Annotated in this window: 11 protein-coding genes; 1 reads left to right on the top strand and 10 read right to left on the bottom strand. The window is 65.1% G+C overall.

Features of this window, described 5'->3' with window-relative positions; genetic code table 11:
• Nucleotides 1–25 precede the first annotated feature (25 nt).
• The 8 genes from mraY to coq7 form a co-directional block, all read right to left on the bottom strand.
• Nucleotides 26–1195, bottom strand: a complete 1170-nt coding sequence (mraY, locus tag ACTJKF_RS27745) for a phospho-N-acetylmuramoyl-pentapeptide-transferase (protein ID WP_174927986.1) — start codon at nt 1193–1195, stop codon at nt 26–28.
• Between the two features lie 16 nt (nt 1196–1211).
• The gene (locus ACTJKF_RS27740; protein WP_440627923.1) at nt 1212–2618 is read right to left on the bottom strand and encodes a UDP-N-acetylmuramoyl-tripeptide--D-alanyl-D-alanine ligase; all 1407 of its coding nucleotides are present in this window, start codon (nt 2616–2618) and stop codon (nt 1212–1214) included.
• Complete coding sequence (locus ACTJKF_RS27735) at nt 2615–4153, bottom strand: UDP-N-acetylmuramoyl-L-alanyl-D-glutamate--2,6-diaminopimelate ligase (RefSeq protein ID WP_440627921.1); 1539 nt, start codon at nt 4151–4153, stop codon at nt 2615–2617. The genes ACTJKF_RS27740 and ACTJKF_RS27735 overlap by 4 nt, the downstream gene beginning before the upstream one ends.
• The gene (locus tag ACTJKF_RS27730) at nt 4150–6012 is read right to left on the bottom strand and encodes a peptidoglycan D,D-transpeptidase FtsI family protein (RefSeq protein WP_440627919.1); all 1863 of its coding nucleotides are present in this window, start codon (nt 6010–6012) and stop codon (nt 4150–4152) included. Before ACTJKF_RS27730 ends, ACTJKF_RS27735 begins: the two co-directional genes overlap by 4 nt.
• Nucleotides 6009–6350 carry a cell division protein FtsL gene (gene ftsL, locus ACTJKF_RS27725; RefSeq protein ID WP_440627917.1) on the bottom strand — a complete coding sequence of 114 codons (342 nt, stop codon included), beginning with the start codon at nt 6348–6350 and terminating at the stop codon, nt 6009–6011. Before ftsL ends, ACTJKF_RS27730 begins: the two co-directional genes overlap by 4 nt.
• Nucleotides 6347–7288, bottom strand: a complete 942-nt coding sequence (gene rsmH / locus ACTJKF_RS27720) for a 16S rRNA (cytosine(1402)-N(4))-methyltransferase RsmH (RefSeq protein ID WP_440627915.1) — start codon at nt 7286–7288, stop codon at nt 6347–6349. Before rsmH ends, ftsL begins: the two co-directional genes overlap by 4 nt.
• A 23-nt stretch (nt 7289–7311) precedes the next feature.
• Complete coding sequence (gene mraZ, locus ACTJKF_RS27715; RefSeq protein ID WP_006487094.1) at nt 7312–7740, bottom strand: division/cell wall cluster transcriptional repressor MraZ; 429 nt, start codon at nt 7738–7740, stop codon at nt 7312–7314.
• 388 nt (nt 7741–8128) lie between these two features.
• Entirely contained in the window at nt 8129–8755 is a 627-nt protein-coding gene (gene coq7 / locus ACTJKF_RS27710) for a 2-polyprenyl-3-methyl-6-methoxy-1,4-benzoquinone monooxygenase (protein WP_440627912.1), read from the bottom strand.
• A 276-nt stretch (nt 8756–9031) separates the two neighbouring features.
• Here coq7 and ACTJKF_RS27705 point away from each other — a divergent pair, with 276 nt between their 5' ends.
• On the top strand, nt 9032–10189 hold the full coding sequence (locus tag ACTJKF_RS27705) for a porin (RefSeq protein ID WP_440627899.1): 1158 nt from the start codon (nt 9032–9034) through the stop codon (nt 10187–10189).
• A gap of 345 nt (nt 10190–10534) precedes the next feature.
• On the opposite strand, the gene ACTJKF_RS27700 is transcribed toward ACTJKF_RS27705, so the two are convergent.
• Together ACTJKF_RS27700 and ACTJKF_RS27695 are read right to left on the bottom strand one after the other, a co-directional pair.
• Nucleotides 10535–12208: a long-chain fatty acid--CoA ligase gene (locus ACTJKF_RS27700; RefSeq protein WP_440627898.1), complete on the bottom strand. Its 1674-nt coding sequence runs from the start codon at nt 12206–12208 to the stop codon at nt 10535–10537.
• A gap of 136 nt (nt 12209–12344) precedes the next feature.
• Entirely contained in the window at nt 12345–14420 is a 2076-nt protein-coding gene (locus ACTJKF_RS27695) for a molybdopterin-containing oxidoreductase family protein (RefSeq protein ID WP_440627897.1), read from the bottom strand.
• Nucleotides 14421–14871 lie beyond the last annotated feature (451 nt).

Below are 14871 nucleotides of genomic sequence, written 5' to 3'. Positions count from 1 at the left end.
GCCAGACATCCTTGTTACCTTTCCTTTACCGCAGCTTGAGGGTGGACAGACCGAACAGACACAGCATCAGCGTGATGATCCAGAAACGCACCACGACCTGCGTTTCCTTCCAGCCGGACAATTCGAAATGGTGATGCAGCGGCGCCATCTTCAGCAGACGCCGCCCTTCGCCGTAACGCTTCTTCGTGTACTTGAACCACGAGACCTGCAGCATCACCGACAGCGTTTCCGCGACGAAGATGCCGCCCATGATGAACAGCACGATTTCCTGGCGCACGATCACCGCGACCGTACCGAGCGCGCCGCCGAGCGCCAGTGCGCCGACGTCGCCCATGAACACCTGTGCGGGGTGCGTGTTGTACCAGAGGAACGCGAGCCCTGCCCCGCCCATCGCGGAACAGAAGATCAGCAGTTCGCCGGCGCCCGGGATGTGCGGGAACAGCAGGTATTTCGAATAGACCGAGCTGCCCATCACGTACGCGAACACGCCGAGCGACGCGCCGACCAGCACCACCGGCATGATCACGAGACCGTCGAGGCCGTCGGTCAGGTTCACCGCGTTGCTTGCGCCGACGATCACGAAGTAGGTCAGCACGATGAAGCCCCACACGCCCAGCGGATAGCTGATCGACTTCAGGAACGGCAACATCAGGTCGGCACGCGCGGGCAGCCCCATCGACAGGCCGCTCCTCACCCACGCCATGAACAGGTCGAACACGCGCACGTTGTTCGCCTCGGACACGCTGAACGCGAGGTAGACGGCCGCGAACAGCCCGATCACCGACTGCCAGAAATACTTTTCGCGCGACGACATCCCGCGCGGGTCCTTGTGGACGACCTTGCGGTAGTCGTCGACCCAGCCGATCACGCCGAAACCGAACGTGACGAGCATCACGATCCAGATGAACCGGTTCGTCAGGTCGCCCCACAGCAACGTCGCGACCGCGATGCCGATGAGGATCAGCACGCCGCCCATCGTCGGCGTACCCGACTTGACGAGGTGACTCTGCGGGCCGTCCTTGCGCACGGCCTGGCCGACCTTCATTTGCGTCAGCTTGCGGATCACCCACGGTCCGCACACGAGCCCGATCCCGAGCGCCGTGATGGTGGCCCCCACCGCACGGAACGTCAGGTACGTGAACAAGCGCAAAAAGCTTGCGTCTCCTTGCAGCCATTGCGCCAGCGCCAGCAGCATGCTTCCTTCCTTCTACTCAGTGTGCGGCGGGCACCGTGCCCGCCGCAGGTTGGTTCGTCAGCGCGTCGACCACGCGCTCCATCTTCATGTACCGCGAGCCCTTCACGAGCACCGTCGCCGGTGCGCCGTAGCCCGCCGCGAGCAGCGCCGACACCAGCGCGCCGACGTCGCCGAAATGGCGGGCCGTGTCGCCGTACGCCGTGCACGCGTCGCGCGACGCATCGCCGAGCGCGAACAGCGCATCGATGCCGCGCTCGCGCGCATATGCGCCGATCTCGCGGTGGAATGCCGGACCTTCGTCGCCGACTTCGCCCATGTCGCCGATCACCAGCACGCGCGGTGCCGGTTGCGCGGCGAGCACATCGATCGCCGCACGCATGGAATCCGGGTTCGCGTTGTAGGTGTCGTCGACGACGGTGGCGCCCGCGAGGCTGCCGACGCCCGCCTGCTTGACTTGCAAACGGCCCTTCACCGGCTCGAACGATTCGAGGCCCTGCTTGACCGCCGCCAGCTCGATGCCGGCTGCGAGCGCCGCGGCCGTTGCCGCCAGCGCATTGCGTGCGTTGTGCTCGCCGAGCGCGCGCAGCCGCACCGTCACCGCGCCCGACGGCGTGTCGATCGCAAGCTCGCCGCCGTGCAGACGGCCCGTGACTTGCGCATCGACGTGGCTGTCGGCGTCGTGCAGTGCAAAATCCAGAATCCGGTTGCCGGTCGCCGCGACGCGCCAGATGCCCGCGTAGGCATCGTCGGCCGGAAACACCGCGACGCCGTCCGGCGTCAGCGCGTGGATCACGGCCGCGTGTTCGAGCGCGACCGCTTCGACCGTCGCCATGAATTCCTGGTGTTCGCGCTGCGCGTTGTTGACGAGCGCGACCGTCGGCGCCGCGAGGCGCGCGAGGATCTCGGTCTCGCCCGGATGGTTCATCCCGAGTTCGATTACCGCGACGCGATGCGTGCCCGACAGGCGCAGCAGCGTCAGCGGCACGCCGATGTCGTTGTTCAGGTTCCCGGCCGTCGCCAGCCGTGCGTCGGCGCCGACTGCCGCGGCGAAGATCGACGCGATCATTTCCTTCACGGTCGTCTTGCCGTTGCTGCCCGTCACCGCGACGAGCGGCACCGCGAAGCGCTTGCGCCAGCCGTGCGCGAGCGCGCCGAGCGCGGCACGCGTTTCGCCGCCCTCGATGACGGGCATCGCGAGACCTGCCGGCGCGTGCGCAACGAGCGCCGCGGCGGCACCGCGTGCGGCCACGTCGCCGAGGAAATCGTGCGCATCGAAGCGCTCGCCCTTCAGCGCGACGAACAGATCGCCCGGGCCGACCGTGCGGCTGTCCGTCGACACGCGCGCGAACGCGGTGCCGGGATCGCCGTGGACGGTCGCGCCGGGAATCAGGCTGGCGGCTTCGCGGAGATTGAGCATCGTCATTCGCCGCCTCCCTTGCCATGCGTTGCACGGGCCGCAAGCGCGAGCCGTGCGTGATCCTGGTCGGAGAACGTGCGTTTCTTGCCCATGATTTCCTGCGTCGCCTCGTGGCCCTTGCCGGCCAGCACGACGACATCCTCGCGGGCAGCGCCGCGCACGGCCTGCAGGATCGCGCTCGCGCGATCCTCGATGCGGCGTGCGCGATCGGGCGCGGCCATGCCCGCGATGACTTGATCGATGATGCGCTGCGGATCTTCGCTGCGCGGGTTGTCGCTCGTGACGACGACTTCGTCGGCGAGCCGCTCGGCGATCGCGCCCATCAGCGGTCGCTTCGTCGCGTCACGATCGCCGCCGCAGCCGAACATGCAGACGAGCCGGCCGCCGCGTGCCGCCGCGATCGGGCGCAACGCGTCGAGCGTCTTCTCGAGGGCATCCGGCGTGTGCGCATAGTCGATCACGACCAGCGGTTCGTCGTTCTGCAGCCGGCCGCCCAGGCGTTGCATGCGGCCGTTGACGGACTCGAGCCGGGCGATCTCGGCGACCGCCGCGTCGAATGGCAGGTCGGCCGCAAGCAGCGCGCCGAGCACCGCGAGCAGGTTGCTGACGTTGAACGTGCCGAGCGTGCCGACCTCGATGTCGGCATCACCCCACGACGAGCGCAGGCGGAATGCCGTGCCCGTGGGCGTGGCTCGCACATCGTGGGCAACCAGCTCGCGATCGGCGTCGGGCACCTGCGCGTCGCCGATTCCGTAGGCGATCGTGCGCACGCGGCCGGCCAGCTTCTCGAGCAGGCGGCGGCCGACTGCATCGTCGCGATTGACGACCGCCGCGCGCAAGCCGCGCCACGCGAACAGCCTCGCCTTCGCGGCTTCGTACGCGTCGAACGTGCCGTGATAGTCGAGGTGATCCTGCGTAAGGTTGGTGAAGACCGCGATATCGAATGCCGTGCCGTTCACGCGGCCCTGATGCAGCGCGTGCGACGACACCTCCATCGCGACGGCCTTCGCGCCCGCGCCGTGCAGTTGCGCGAGGCTGCGCTGCAGCTGCGGCGCGTCCGGCGTCGTGAAACCGGTCGGCACGAGGTGCCCCGGCATACCGCTGCCGAGCGTGCCGATCAGCGCGCACGGCTGATGCAGCGCAGTCAGCGCGGCGGCGATCCATTGCGTGCACGATGTCTTGCCGTTCGTGCCGGTCACGCCGATGGCGAGCAGGCTGTCGCTCGGGTCGCCGTACCAGCCACTGGCGATCTCGCCGGCCAGCTCGTCGAGCGCCGGCACCGCGAGGGCGACCGGCACCGCCGGCGCGGCCGCGAGGCCCTCCGGCTGATACAGCACGGCGGCCGCGCCGCGGGCGACGGCCTCGGAAATGAACGCGCGATTGTCTGCCCCGTCGACCGCATAACCGAGAAACACGTCGCCAGCCTGCAGGCTGCGCGTGTCGGCATGCAATTGCGCCGCGGGGGCCACATGCTGACGCAGCCACGCGAGCGCGGTTGCGATCTGCTGATGCGCCGGATGGGAACTGCGAGCGGCGCTCATCGAACAACTCCTGGTGAATTACGCGTCGTGCTGGACACGATCATATGCTTCGCGCCGGCGCCTGCGGCGAGCTTTTGCGGCCCCGTCTTCTGGGGGCCTGCCGCAGCGGGCGCGCCCGCTGCGTCGTCGGACACGACGAGCTGCTTGATCGGCATGTTCGGCGGCACGTTCAGCGCGCGCAGCGTGTCGCCGGCGATCGCCGAAAATACGGGGCCCGACACCTGGCCGCCGAAGTGGCTGCCGGCGGTCGGTTCGTCGACCGACACCGCGACGACGATGCGCGGATTCGGCATCGGCGCCATCCCGACGAACGACGCGCGGTACTTGCGCGTGTAGCCGTGGCCTTCGTGCTTGTAGGCGGTACCGCTCTTGCCGCCGACGCGGTAACCCGGCACCGCGGCATCCGGCGACGTGCCCCCCGGCGCAACCACGGTCTCGAGCATCGCCCGCACTTCACGGGCGGTGTTCGCCGTGAAGACCTGCGTGCCCGTGATCTTCTGGTTGGGGTCGGTCTTGAAAATGGTCACCGGCATCTCCTCGCCGTCGTGCGCGATCGCGGTGTATGCGCGCGCCAGCTGGAACAGCGACGCCGACAGGCCGTAGCCGTACGACATCGTCGCCTGCTCGATGCGGCGCCAGCTCTTCCACGGACGCAGGCGCCCGGCCGCGGCGCCCGGGAAGCCGATCTTCGGCGCCTGGCCGAGGCCGATGCTCGTATACATGTCCCACATTTCCTCGGGCCGCATCGTCATCGCGATCTTGGTCGCGCCGATGTTGCTCGACTTCTGGATCACGCCGCCGACCGTCAGCGTGCCAAAGCCCGCATCGTCGGTAATCGGTGCGCCATCGAGCACGAAGTGCCCGTTGCCCGTCTCGACGAGCGTGTTCGGCGTCACGCGATGCAGGTCGAGCGCGAGCGACACCGTAAACGGCTTCATGATCGAGCCCGGCTCGAACACGTCGGTCAGGATCCGGTTGCGCAGCTGCTCGCCCGTCAGGTGCGAGCGGTCGTTCGGGTTGTAGGTCGGATAGTTGACCAGCGCGAGCACCTCGCCGGTGCGCACGTCGACGACCATCGCGGCGCCGGCCTTCGCCTTGAACTTCTCGACGGCGGCCTTCAGGTTCGCATACGCGATGTACTGGATCTTGCTGTCGATCGACAGGTCGACGTCCGTCCCGTTGTGCGGCGGAATCTGTTCGGCGACGTCCTCGACGATGTGCCCCATCCGGTCCTTGATCACGCGGCGCACGCCGGACGTGCCGGACAGCATCTTCTGGTCGCCGAGCTCGACGCCTTCCTGCCCTTCGTCCTCGACATTCGTGAAGCCGATCAGGTGCGCCGTGATCTCGCCTTCCGGATAGAACCGCTTGTATTCGTTGCGCTGGTAGATGCCGGGGATGTCGAGCGCGGCGACCTTGTCCGCGACGTCGATCGGCACCTGGCGCTTCACATAGACGAAACCCTTGTCTTCCGACAGCTTCACGCGCAGTTCCTTCGGCGTCATGCCGAGGAGCTTGCCGAGCTGGTTGACCTTGTCGGCGTCGAGATCGTCCGGCACGGCGTCGGGAATCGCCCAGATCGCGCGCACGGGCAAGCTCGTCGCGAGCACGAGCCCGTTACGGTCGAGGATCTTGCCGCGCGTGGCCGGCAACTCGAGCGTGCGCTGGTAGCGGCTTTCGCCCTGCTTCTGATAGAACGCGTTGCCCGGGCCCTGAATCCAGAACGCCCGCGCGGCCAGCGCGACGAACGCCATGAACAGCATGAACACGACGAGCTTCGAGCGCCACATCGGCAGGTGCACGCCGAGGACGGGACTCGACGAGAATTTCACGTCCTGGCGCTTTTTCGACGGTTTCATCGCGCGCCCCCGTTGCCCTTGGCGGCCGTATCGGCCGAAGCGGGAATCGGCGCGTCGATCGCCTTCACGGCACCCGGCGGCAGCGTCAGGTACTGGGTGCGGCCCGTCGTGATCGGTTGCATCTTCAGCGAATCGTTCGCGAGCTGCTCGATGCGCGACGTCTTCGACAGCGCGCTCTGCTGATATTGAAGCTGCGCATAGTCCTGCTGCAGCTGCCGCTCCTGCGATTGCGCGCGCTGCAGCTGGATGAAGATCTTGCGCTGCTGGTTCGTCGAGTTGACGACCGACAGCGCGCAGCCCATCACGATGATCAGCAGGAAGATATTGAAGCGGCTCATGGCGTGACGCGCTCCGCGATGCGCATCACGGCCGAACGGGCGCGCGGATTCGCGACGACTTCCGCTTCGCTCGGAAACTGGCGGCCGATGATCTTGAGCGGCGGGCTCGGGAGGTCGACGGCACGGATCGGCAGGCGACGATCGACCGCGGGCGCACTCGCGTGCGCCTGCATGAATCGCTTGACGATCCGGTCCTCGAGTGAATGAAAGCTGATGACCACCAGCCGCCCCCCTTGCTCCAGCAACGACAATGCCGCGCCTAGTACTACTTGCAGGTCCGCAAGCTCTTGATTGACGTGAATCCGTATAGCCTGAAAGGTGCGGGTTGCCGGATCCTTGCCCTTCTCACGGGTTTTGACGACGTGACCCACGATTTGGGCAAGCTCGCCCGTGGTGTCGAGAGGCCCAAGACGGTCGGACTCTGCCCGGCGAGCAACAAGCGCCTTTGCAATCTGAAAAGCAAACCGTTCTTCCCCATAATCCCGTATCACCTCCGTCAATTCCTGCACCGAAGCCCGCGCGAGCCACTCGGCCGCCGACTCGCCGCGCGTCGGATCCATCCGCATGTCCAGCGGGCCATCCGCGCGAAAGCTGAAGCCGCGCGCCGGATCGTCCACCTGCGGCGAGGACACGCCCAGGTCCAGCAACACACCCGCCACCTTCTCGACGCCGCGCGCCGCAAGCGCGTCGCGCATCGATGCAAAGCTGTCGTGCACGATCGAGAAGCGCGCGTCCTCGATGCGCTGCGCCGTCTCGATCGCCCTCGGATCCTTGTCGAACGCGATCAGCCGCCCGGCCGGCGCCAGCCGCGCGAGTACCGCGCGGCTATGACCGCCGCGCCCGAACGTGCCGTCGACATAGATGCCGTCCGGCCGCGTCACGAGCGACTCGACCGCCTCGTCCAGCAACACGGTCCGATGCTGCAATTCATTTCCCATCGCGGGCGTCTCCGTCACCGCAATCAGAACGTAAAGTTCTTGAGCGCGTCGGGCATGCCCTGCGCCATCGCTGCCTGCTCCTTCGCGTTGTAGGTCTGCGAATCCCACAGCTCGAAGTGACTACCCATTCCCAACAACATGACTTCCTTTTCCAGTCCGGCTGCCATCCGCAGCTCGGGCGATACGAGAATCCGGCCCGCGCTGTCGAGATCGACATCCATCGCGTTGCCGAGAAAAATCCGCCGCCACCAATGAGCGTCCATCGGCAGCGCGGCGATCTTGGCGCGGAATACTTCCCATTCGGGGCGCGGAAACAGCAACAGGCAGCCGTCCGGGTGCTTGGTCACAGTCACCCGTCCTTCTGCCTGTCCTTGCAGCGCTTCGCGATAGCGAGCCGGCACCGACATCCGCCCTTTCGCATCGAGCGTCAGCGCCGACGCCCCTTGGAACACTTTCCGCTCTCCCGTTCAGGGCACCGAAGCGCCCGCTCAACGCTCAAGAATTTAGCCGGAACAGCCTGCTAAATCACACAAAAATACACTTTCTCACACTGTCTCCCACTTTAGAGGAAGGGTTTGGCACGGTCAAGGGAGCGGCCCGGTTTTTTGACGAATTTTGTTAGTTAGAACAAGGACTTACGCGCACATGCTCATGCGGCCCCTCATACCAAAAACCGTTATAAATGAATGAGCTAGTGCAACTTGTGAAGGTGATACGTGAGAAAGGCGGGCCAGACTGGCGTGCGGACGGGGCTTTCGGGGGCGGGAAAACGCGGAAAAAACGGGCGGTATCGGCGGCGGCGGGCCGGGGCGGCGGCGTGCGCGCCGCCCCGGCCGAGTATCACAGATAGTACGCAGTGCTCGTCATGACTTTCGACGCTGCGCGCATCAGCATCCGCGCGGGCAGCGGCAGTTCGATTCCGCCGGCGTCGGTCGCGGCCTTGCCGTGCTTCACCTCGTCGAGCCGCATCTGCTCGACGATCGCGCGCGACGCCGTGTCGGCCGGCGGCAATTCGGACAGGTGCCCATCGAGGTGGCTCTCGACCTGGCGCTCCGTCTCTGCCATGAAGCCGAGGCTCACCTTGTCGCCCAGCGTGCCGGCCGCGACGCCGATCGCGAGCGCGCCGGCGTACCACAGCGGATTGAGCAGGCTCGGGCGCGAATCGAGTTCCTTCAGCCGGTGTGCGGTCCACGCGAGATGATCCTCCTCCTCGCGCGCGGCTTCCTCGAACATCGCCTTCGACGACGACGAGCGCGCGGTCAGCTTCTGCGCCTGATAAAGCGCCTGCGCACAGACCTCGCCGACGTGGTTCACGCGCATCAACCCGGCTGCATGCGTGCGCTCCGCGGGCGTCAGTTCGCCGGCCGGCGGCTCGGCCGGCACGGGCACGGGGCGGCTCATCCGGCTAATGCCGGTCAGCGATCGCAGGCCGCGATCGAATTCGCTGATCAGTTCATCCAACACCATCCTGTTCTCCTGGCTGCGTGTGTTGCCGCGGGCGGCAAAGGCACGTGCTCCGCTACGTAACCGACTTGATTATTCAGCGGAAATTGCGGTTAACCCGTGATTTTAACCATTGTTGCATAAAGGAAACATGGCGGCCTTGCGCCACGGCATTTCGCTTTGTCGGAAAAATCGGCTTTGCTACATTACGTGCGACTTCTTGCGAAGTTGATGGGGCCCGTGAACACAACATAACTATCCGCCCCGCCAAAAAATTCAGTACATCTTGGAGATCCGTTAATGAAAAAGTCGCTTCTCGCGCTCCTCGCGCTGGGCGCGTTTGCTGGCGCAGCCCATGCGCAAAGCAGCGTGACGCTTTACGGCATCATCGATGAAGGCCTGCTCTTCAACAACAACGCAGGCGGCAAGCACCTGTACAGCATGGCCAGCGGCGTGATGCAAGGCAGCCGCTTCGGCATGCGCGGCACCGAAGATCTGGGCAACGGCCTGAAGGCGATCTTCGTGCTCGAGAACGGTTTTGACGTCAACTCCGGCAAGCTCGGCCAGGGCAGCCTGATGTTCGGCCGTCAGGCTTACGTCGGCCTGTCGAGCCAGGCCGGTACGGTCACGCTGGGCCGTCAGTACGACTCCGTCGTCGACTTCGTCGGCCCGCTCGAGGCAGGCGACCAATGGGGCGGCTACATCGCCGCTCACCCGGGCGACCTCGACAACTTCAACAATGCGTATCGCGTGAACAACGCGATCAAGTACACGAGCCCGACGTACGCCGGCTTCTCGTTCGGCGGCTTGTACAGCCTCGGCGGCATCGCGGGCCAGTTCGCGAGGAACCAGGTCTGGTCGCTCGGCGCAGGCTACAACAACGGCCCGCTGGTCCTGGGCGTCGGGTACTTGAACGCACGTACGCCGGGCAACGCCGGCGGCATGTTCAACAACGGTTCGACGGCTTCGGCTGTTCCGGTCACGTCGCCGGTCTACGGCGCGTACGCGAACAACGCGAACACGTACCAGGTCATCGGCGCGGGCGGTGCGTACACGTTCGGTGCGGCGACGATCGGCGCGACGTACTCGAACACGAAGTTCAAGGGCTTCTCGGTTGGTCCGTACGTGAACCAGACCGCGACGTTCAACAACGGCGAAATCAACTTCAAGTACCAGCTGACCCCGGCGCTGATCCTCGGCGCAGCGTACGACTACACGCAAGGCAGCAAGATCGACAACGCCTCCGCAGCCAAGTACCACCAGGGCTCGCTGGGTGTCGACTACTTCCTGTCGAAGCGCACGGACGTCTACGTGATCGGCGTGTACCAGCACGCATCGGGCAATGCGCTCGACGCAGATGGCAGAGTCGTACAGGCGACGGCAGCGATCAATGGTCTCAGCGGTTCGAGCACCACCAACCAGGTCGCGGCACGCGTCGGCATCCGTCACAAGTTCTAATCAGCTTGTTTGACAAGCCGCTGGACATTGAAGGCGCCTTCGGGCGCCTTTTTCTTTTGGGACGATGTGCGAAATGATCGCCGGGCAACGTGTTCACGGCGACGAACCGTTCGCGATGCTGCGTCGACGCAAGCGCAGCGGCCGGTGGTGTGCACGAGGATGCTGGCGCCATGCGATCGGAGCGACGACGACAGGCCGCTCCGCCAGATCGTGCCGCGAGCCACCGGACACCCGGTCGAACCCGCGTCGCTCCGGCGATAGCGGACCACGGCGCCACGGCACTGACTCCCGCGCCACAAACAAAAAAACCCGGCACAGGCCGGGCTCGTTCCGTCGACTTCGGCGTTATGCGCGTCCGTCGCGCAGTTCGCGCCGCAGGATCTTGCCGACGTTCGTCTTCGGCAGTTCCGTGCGGAACTCCACGAGCTTCGGCCGCTTGTAGCCCGTGAGCCGCTCCTTGCAGTACGCGAGGATGTCCTTGTCGGTGAGCGCCGGATCCTTCTTCACGACGAACAGCTTCACGGCTTCGCCCGAGTGCTCGTCCGGCACGCCGACCGCCGCCACCTCGAACACGCCCGGGTGCGACGCCACCACGTCCTCGACCTCGTTCGGATACACGTTGAAGCCGGAGACCAGGATCATGTCCTTCTTCCGGTCGACGATCTTCACGTAACCGCGCGCGTCCATCACGCCGACGTCGCCGGTCTTGAAGAAGCCGTCCGGGAACATGACCTTCGCGGTTTCTTCCGGGCGATTCCAGTAGCCGGCCATGACCTGCGGCCCGCGAATGCAGATTTCGCCCGGTTCGCCGAGCGCGACGTCGTTGCCCGCATCGTCGCGAATCGCAACTTCGGTCGACGGCAGCGGCAGGCCGATCGTCCCGCTGTACTCGGTCGCCGTTACCGGGTTGCAGGTCGCAACCGGCGACGTTTCGGACAGACCATACCCTTCGACGATTGCCGTATGGGTCTTCTCATACCAGCGCTTCGCGACGCCTTCCTGGATCGCCATCCCGCCGCCGTTCGCGATCACGAGCTTCGACAGGTCGAGTTGGTTGAATTCGGGATGGTTCAGCAGCGCGTTGTACAGCGTGTTGACGGCCGGAATCGTCGAGATCTGGTAACCCTTCAGTTCCTTGATCATGCCGCCGATGTCGCGCGGGTTCGGGATCAGGATGCCCATGCCGCCCGTGCGCATCGTCAGGAAGCCGCAGACCGTCAGCGCAAACACGTGATAGAGCGGCAGCGCAACGACCGTCACGAACTGCTTCACCTCGGGGTACTTCTCGTGCGCGGGATGGTGCCACGCGCCGGCCTGCAGCACGTTCGACACGATGTTCCGGTGCAGCAGCGTTGCCCCCTTCGCAACGCCCGTCGTGCCGCCCGTGTACTGGAGGAACGCGACGTCGTCGGGGTCGAGCTTCTGCGGCTTGAAGGTCAGCCGCGCACCTTCTGACAGCGCGGCCTTGAAGCGCGTGAACGAGGGAAGCTGCCAGGCCGGCACCATCTTCTTCACGTTGCGCACGACGTAGTTGACGAGCCAGCCCTTGATACCCAGCAGGTCGCCCATCGACGCGACCACGACATGCTTGACCGCGGTATTGGCGATGACGGCTTGCAGTGTCGACGCGAAATTCTCGAGGATGACGATCGCCTCTGCCCCGCTGTCCTTCAGCTGATGCTCGAGCTCGCGCGGCGTATAAAGCGGGTTGACGTTGACGACGGTGTAACCCGCTCGCAGTACCGCGACGATCGCCACCGGGTACTGCAACACGTTCGGCATCATGAGCGCGACGCGGGCGCCGCGCTGCAGGCCGCGAGACTGCAGCCACGCGCCGAACTGGCGCGACAGCGCATCGAGTTCGCCGTACGTGATGCCCTTGCCCATGCAGACGAACGCCTTGCGGTCGCGATACTGCCTGAAGCTTTCGTCGAGGAGATCCGGGATGGAGGGATACTGGGACGCGTCAATTTCGGCTGGAACGCCGGGTGGGTACGATTTCAGCCAAATTTTTTCCATGCCGCGCGTCTCCTCACAGATTTTCGAATGGTCGTGCTAAAACGCATCGTAGCGGCTCGCCCGTCCCGATACAACAGGGTTAGATGCCCACTTCGAACTTTCGAATAAATTCGTCTGACCATATCGTGAAATTCGGTCAAATCCGCTCAACTTCCACGAGACAATCGTAAAACGTCGCCGAGTTGCCGAGATCGGTCAGCGCCTGGCTCGTCACTTCGTTCGCGTTCCGTCCGTCCGCCGACAATTTCTTCCACCAGATCGATAGCCCGACGACGAGCCCCGCGCGTGCGCGATCGGTAATTCTCGCGATGGCCTGCATCGAGCCGCGGTCGTTGAAGATACGGACGACGTCGCCGTCCTCAATGCCGCGCGCATCGGCATCGGCCGGGTGCATGTCGAGGTGCGGCTGGCCTTCCGTGCTGCGCAGACTCTCCACGTTCACGAACGTACTGTTAAGGAAGTGCCTGGCCGGCGGCGAAATCATCGCGAGCGGGTAGCGGGCGGCGAGTTCAGGCGCGGCCTCCGCCGATTCGAATGGCGGCAGGTAATCGGGCACCGGATCCATGCCCATCTGCTCGAGGCGCGCGCTGTAGAACTCGCACTTGCCTGACGGCGTACGGAAGCCACCATTCGCGAAAGGCGCGTCGGCCACCTTGAGCTTCAGCCAGCCGGCACGCTTCAACGTATCCCAGTCGCTGCCGAGCGCCGGGTCATCCCAGCGGAGCGCCGCCTGCGCGACCTCTTCGTCGGTGTGATAAAGCGCAGGCTCGTCCAGCCCCATGCTGCGTGCGATGCCGCGAAAGATTTCGGTGTTCGGCCGCGCGTCGCCGACCGGCGGAATCGCCGGCAGATTCGCCATCACGTAGGTATGGCCGTACGACTTGTGAACGTCGAGATGCTCGAGTTGCGTCGTGGCCGGCAACACAATGTCGGCGAAATCAACGGTATCTGTCTTGAAGTGTTCGAGAACGACCGTAAACAAATCTCCGCGAGCGAAGCCTGCAGCCACCTTCGACGAATCGGGCGCGACCGCGACCGGATTCGAGTTGTAGACAACGATCGCTTCCACCTTCGGCCCGAACGTCGAATCGCCGGGATGCAGCAGCGCGTCGCCGATCGCGTTCATGTTGATGAGGCGCGGCAGCTTGTGCGGCCAGCCAGGTATCAGATCGGGACGCAGCAGCGCCGCCTGATCGACCGGGGCGGATTCCGACGACGACAGCAGCAACCCGCCGGCACGGTCACGCCACGCGCCCGTCAGCGCAGGCAGGCTCGCAATCGCCCGCACGGCGTTGCCGCCGCCGCGTACGCGCTGCATGCCATAGTTGAGGCGAATCGAGGCCTTGCGGGTCGCGCCATAGCGGCGCGCGAGTTCTATCAGTTCCGACACGTCAATGCCGCAGATCTGCGCGACGCGCTCCGGCGGATAGGACAGGGCGCGCGCCTTCAGCGCGTCGAAGCCGAGCGTATGGCGCGCGATGTAGTCGTGATCGAGCAGATCTTCGGTCATCAGCACATGCATCATGCCGAGCGCGAACGCGCCGTCGGTGCCCGGTTTCAAGGCGATGTGCTGGTGGCATTTCTCTGCCGTCAGCGAGCGGTAGGGGTCGATGGCGACCAAGCGCGCACCGCGACGCTTGGCTTCCTGTGCGCGGGTCCAGAAGTGCAGGCTCGAAGCGATCGGATTAGCGCCCCAGATCAGGATCAGCTCGCTTTCCTCGAAATGCTCGAGATGCATGCCGACGCTGCCGCCATACGTATAACGCAGCCCCGCCGCACCGGCCGCGGCGCAGATTGTCCGCTCGAGCCGGGACGCACCGAGCGTGTGGAAGAATCGCTGTGCAATGCCTTCACCCTGCACGAGCCCCATCGTTCCGGCATAGCTGTACGGCACGATCGCCTCCGGCGCGCGCGCGGCGATTTCACCCAGGCGACGACCGATCTCGTCGAACGCCTCGCTCCAGCTGATCGGCACGAAGCGCCCTTCCCCCTTCTCACCGACGCGCTTGAGCGGGACGGTCAGGCGATCGGGATGATGAACGCGGTCGGCATAGCGGCTGACTTTCGTACACAACACGCCTTGCGTGGGCGGATGGTCTGGGTCGCCGGTGACTTTGATCGCCTTGCCGTTTTCGACGGTCACGCGCATTGCGCAGGTGTCCGGACAATCGTGCGGGCAGACGGCCCGAGCTATCTGAGTGGCGGCGTTCATCATTCTGGATCCAGCAGGGACGGAGATTCGCAAATTTTACGTGGACGAGCCGAATAAGACGTCATTTCGTGCGAATTTCCCGCGTTGTTGGCGAGAAGGCGGTGATGGGATGGGACACATCGACTTGGCCCGGCTTCGAACTGCCGCTACCACGATATTGACGGGGGAGCTAGCGCGGGAAAAGGCACCGGTTGGCGGCTTCGCCAAGGATGAAATGAATCGACCCTTTCGCCGGAGATGCAGGTCAGTAAGCCGGTGAATGACTAAGGATGGCGGTATGTCGCTGATCCGTGATTGCGGCTTGAGCGACAAATGGAGGGAGTCGGATGCTCGCCGAGGCGCACCCGGAGTACAGCAAGCGAGTTGCGTTGAGATTCGACCTGGCTGGCTCCTGTCGTGGCTACCGAGATGACGGTCGCTGCGGGATTCGGGTACTCGGCTGATCGTGGAC

Origin of the sequence: Burkholderia sp. 22313 (assembly GCF_052045245.1) — a bacterium.
In the GTDB taxonomy this organism is placed as follows: domain Bacteria; phylum Pseudomonadota; class Gammaproteobacteria; order Burkholderiales; family Burkholderiaceae; genus Burkholderia.
The sequence above is the reverse complement of the archived record's forward strand: the minus strand, read 5'-3'. Positions and strand labels throughout refer to the sequence as shown.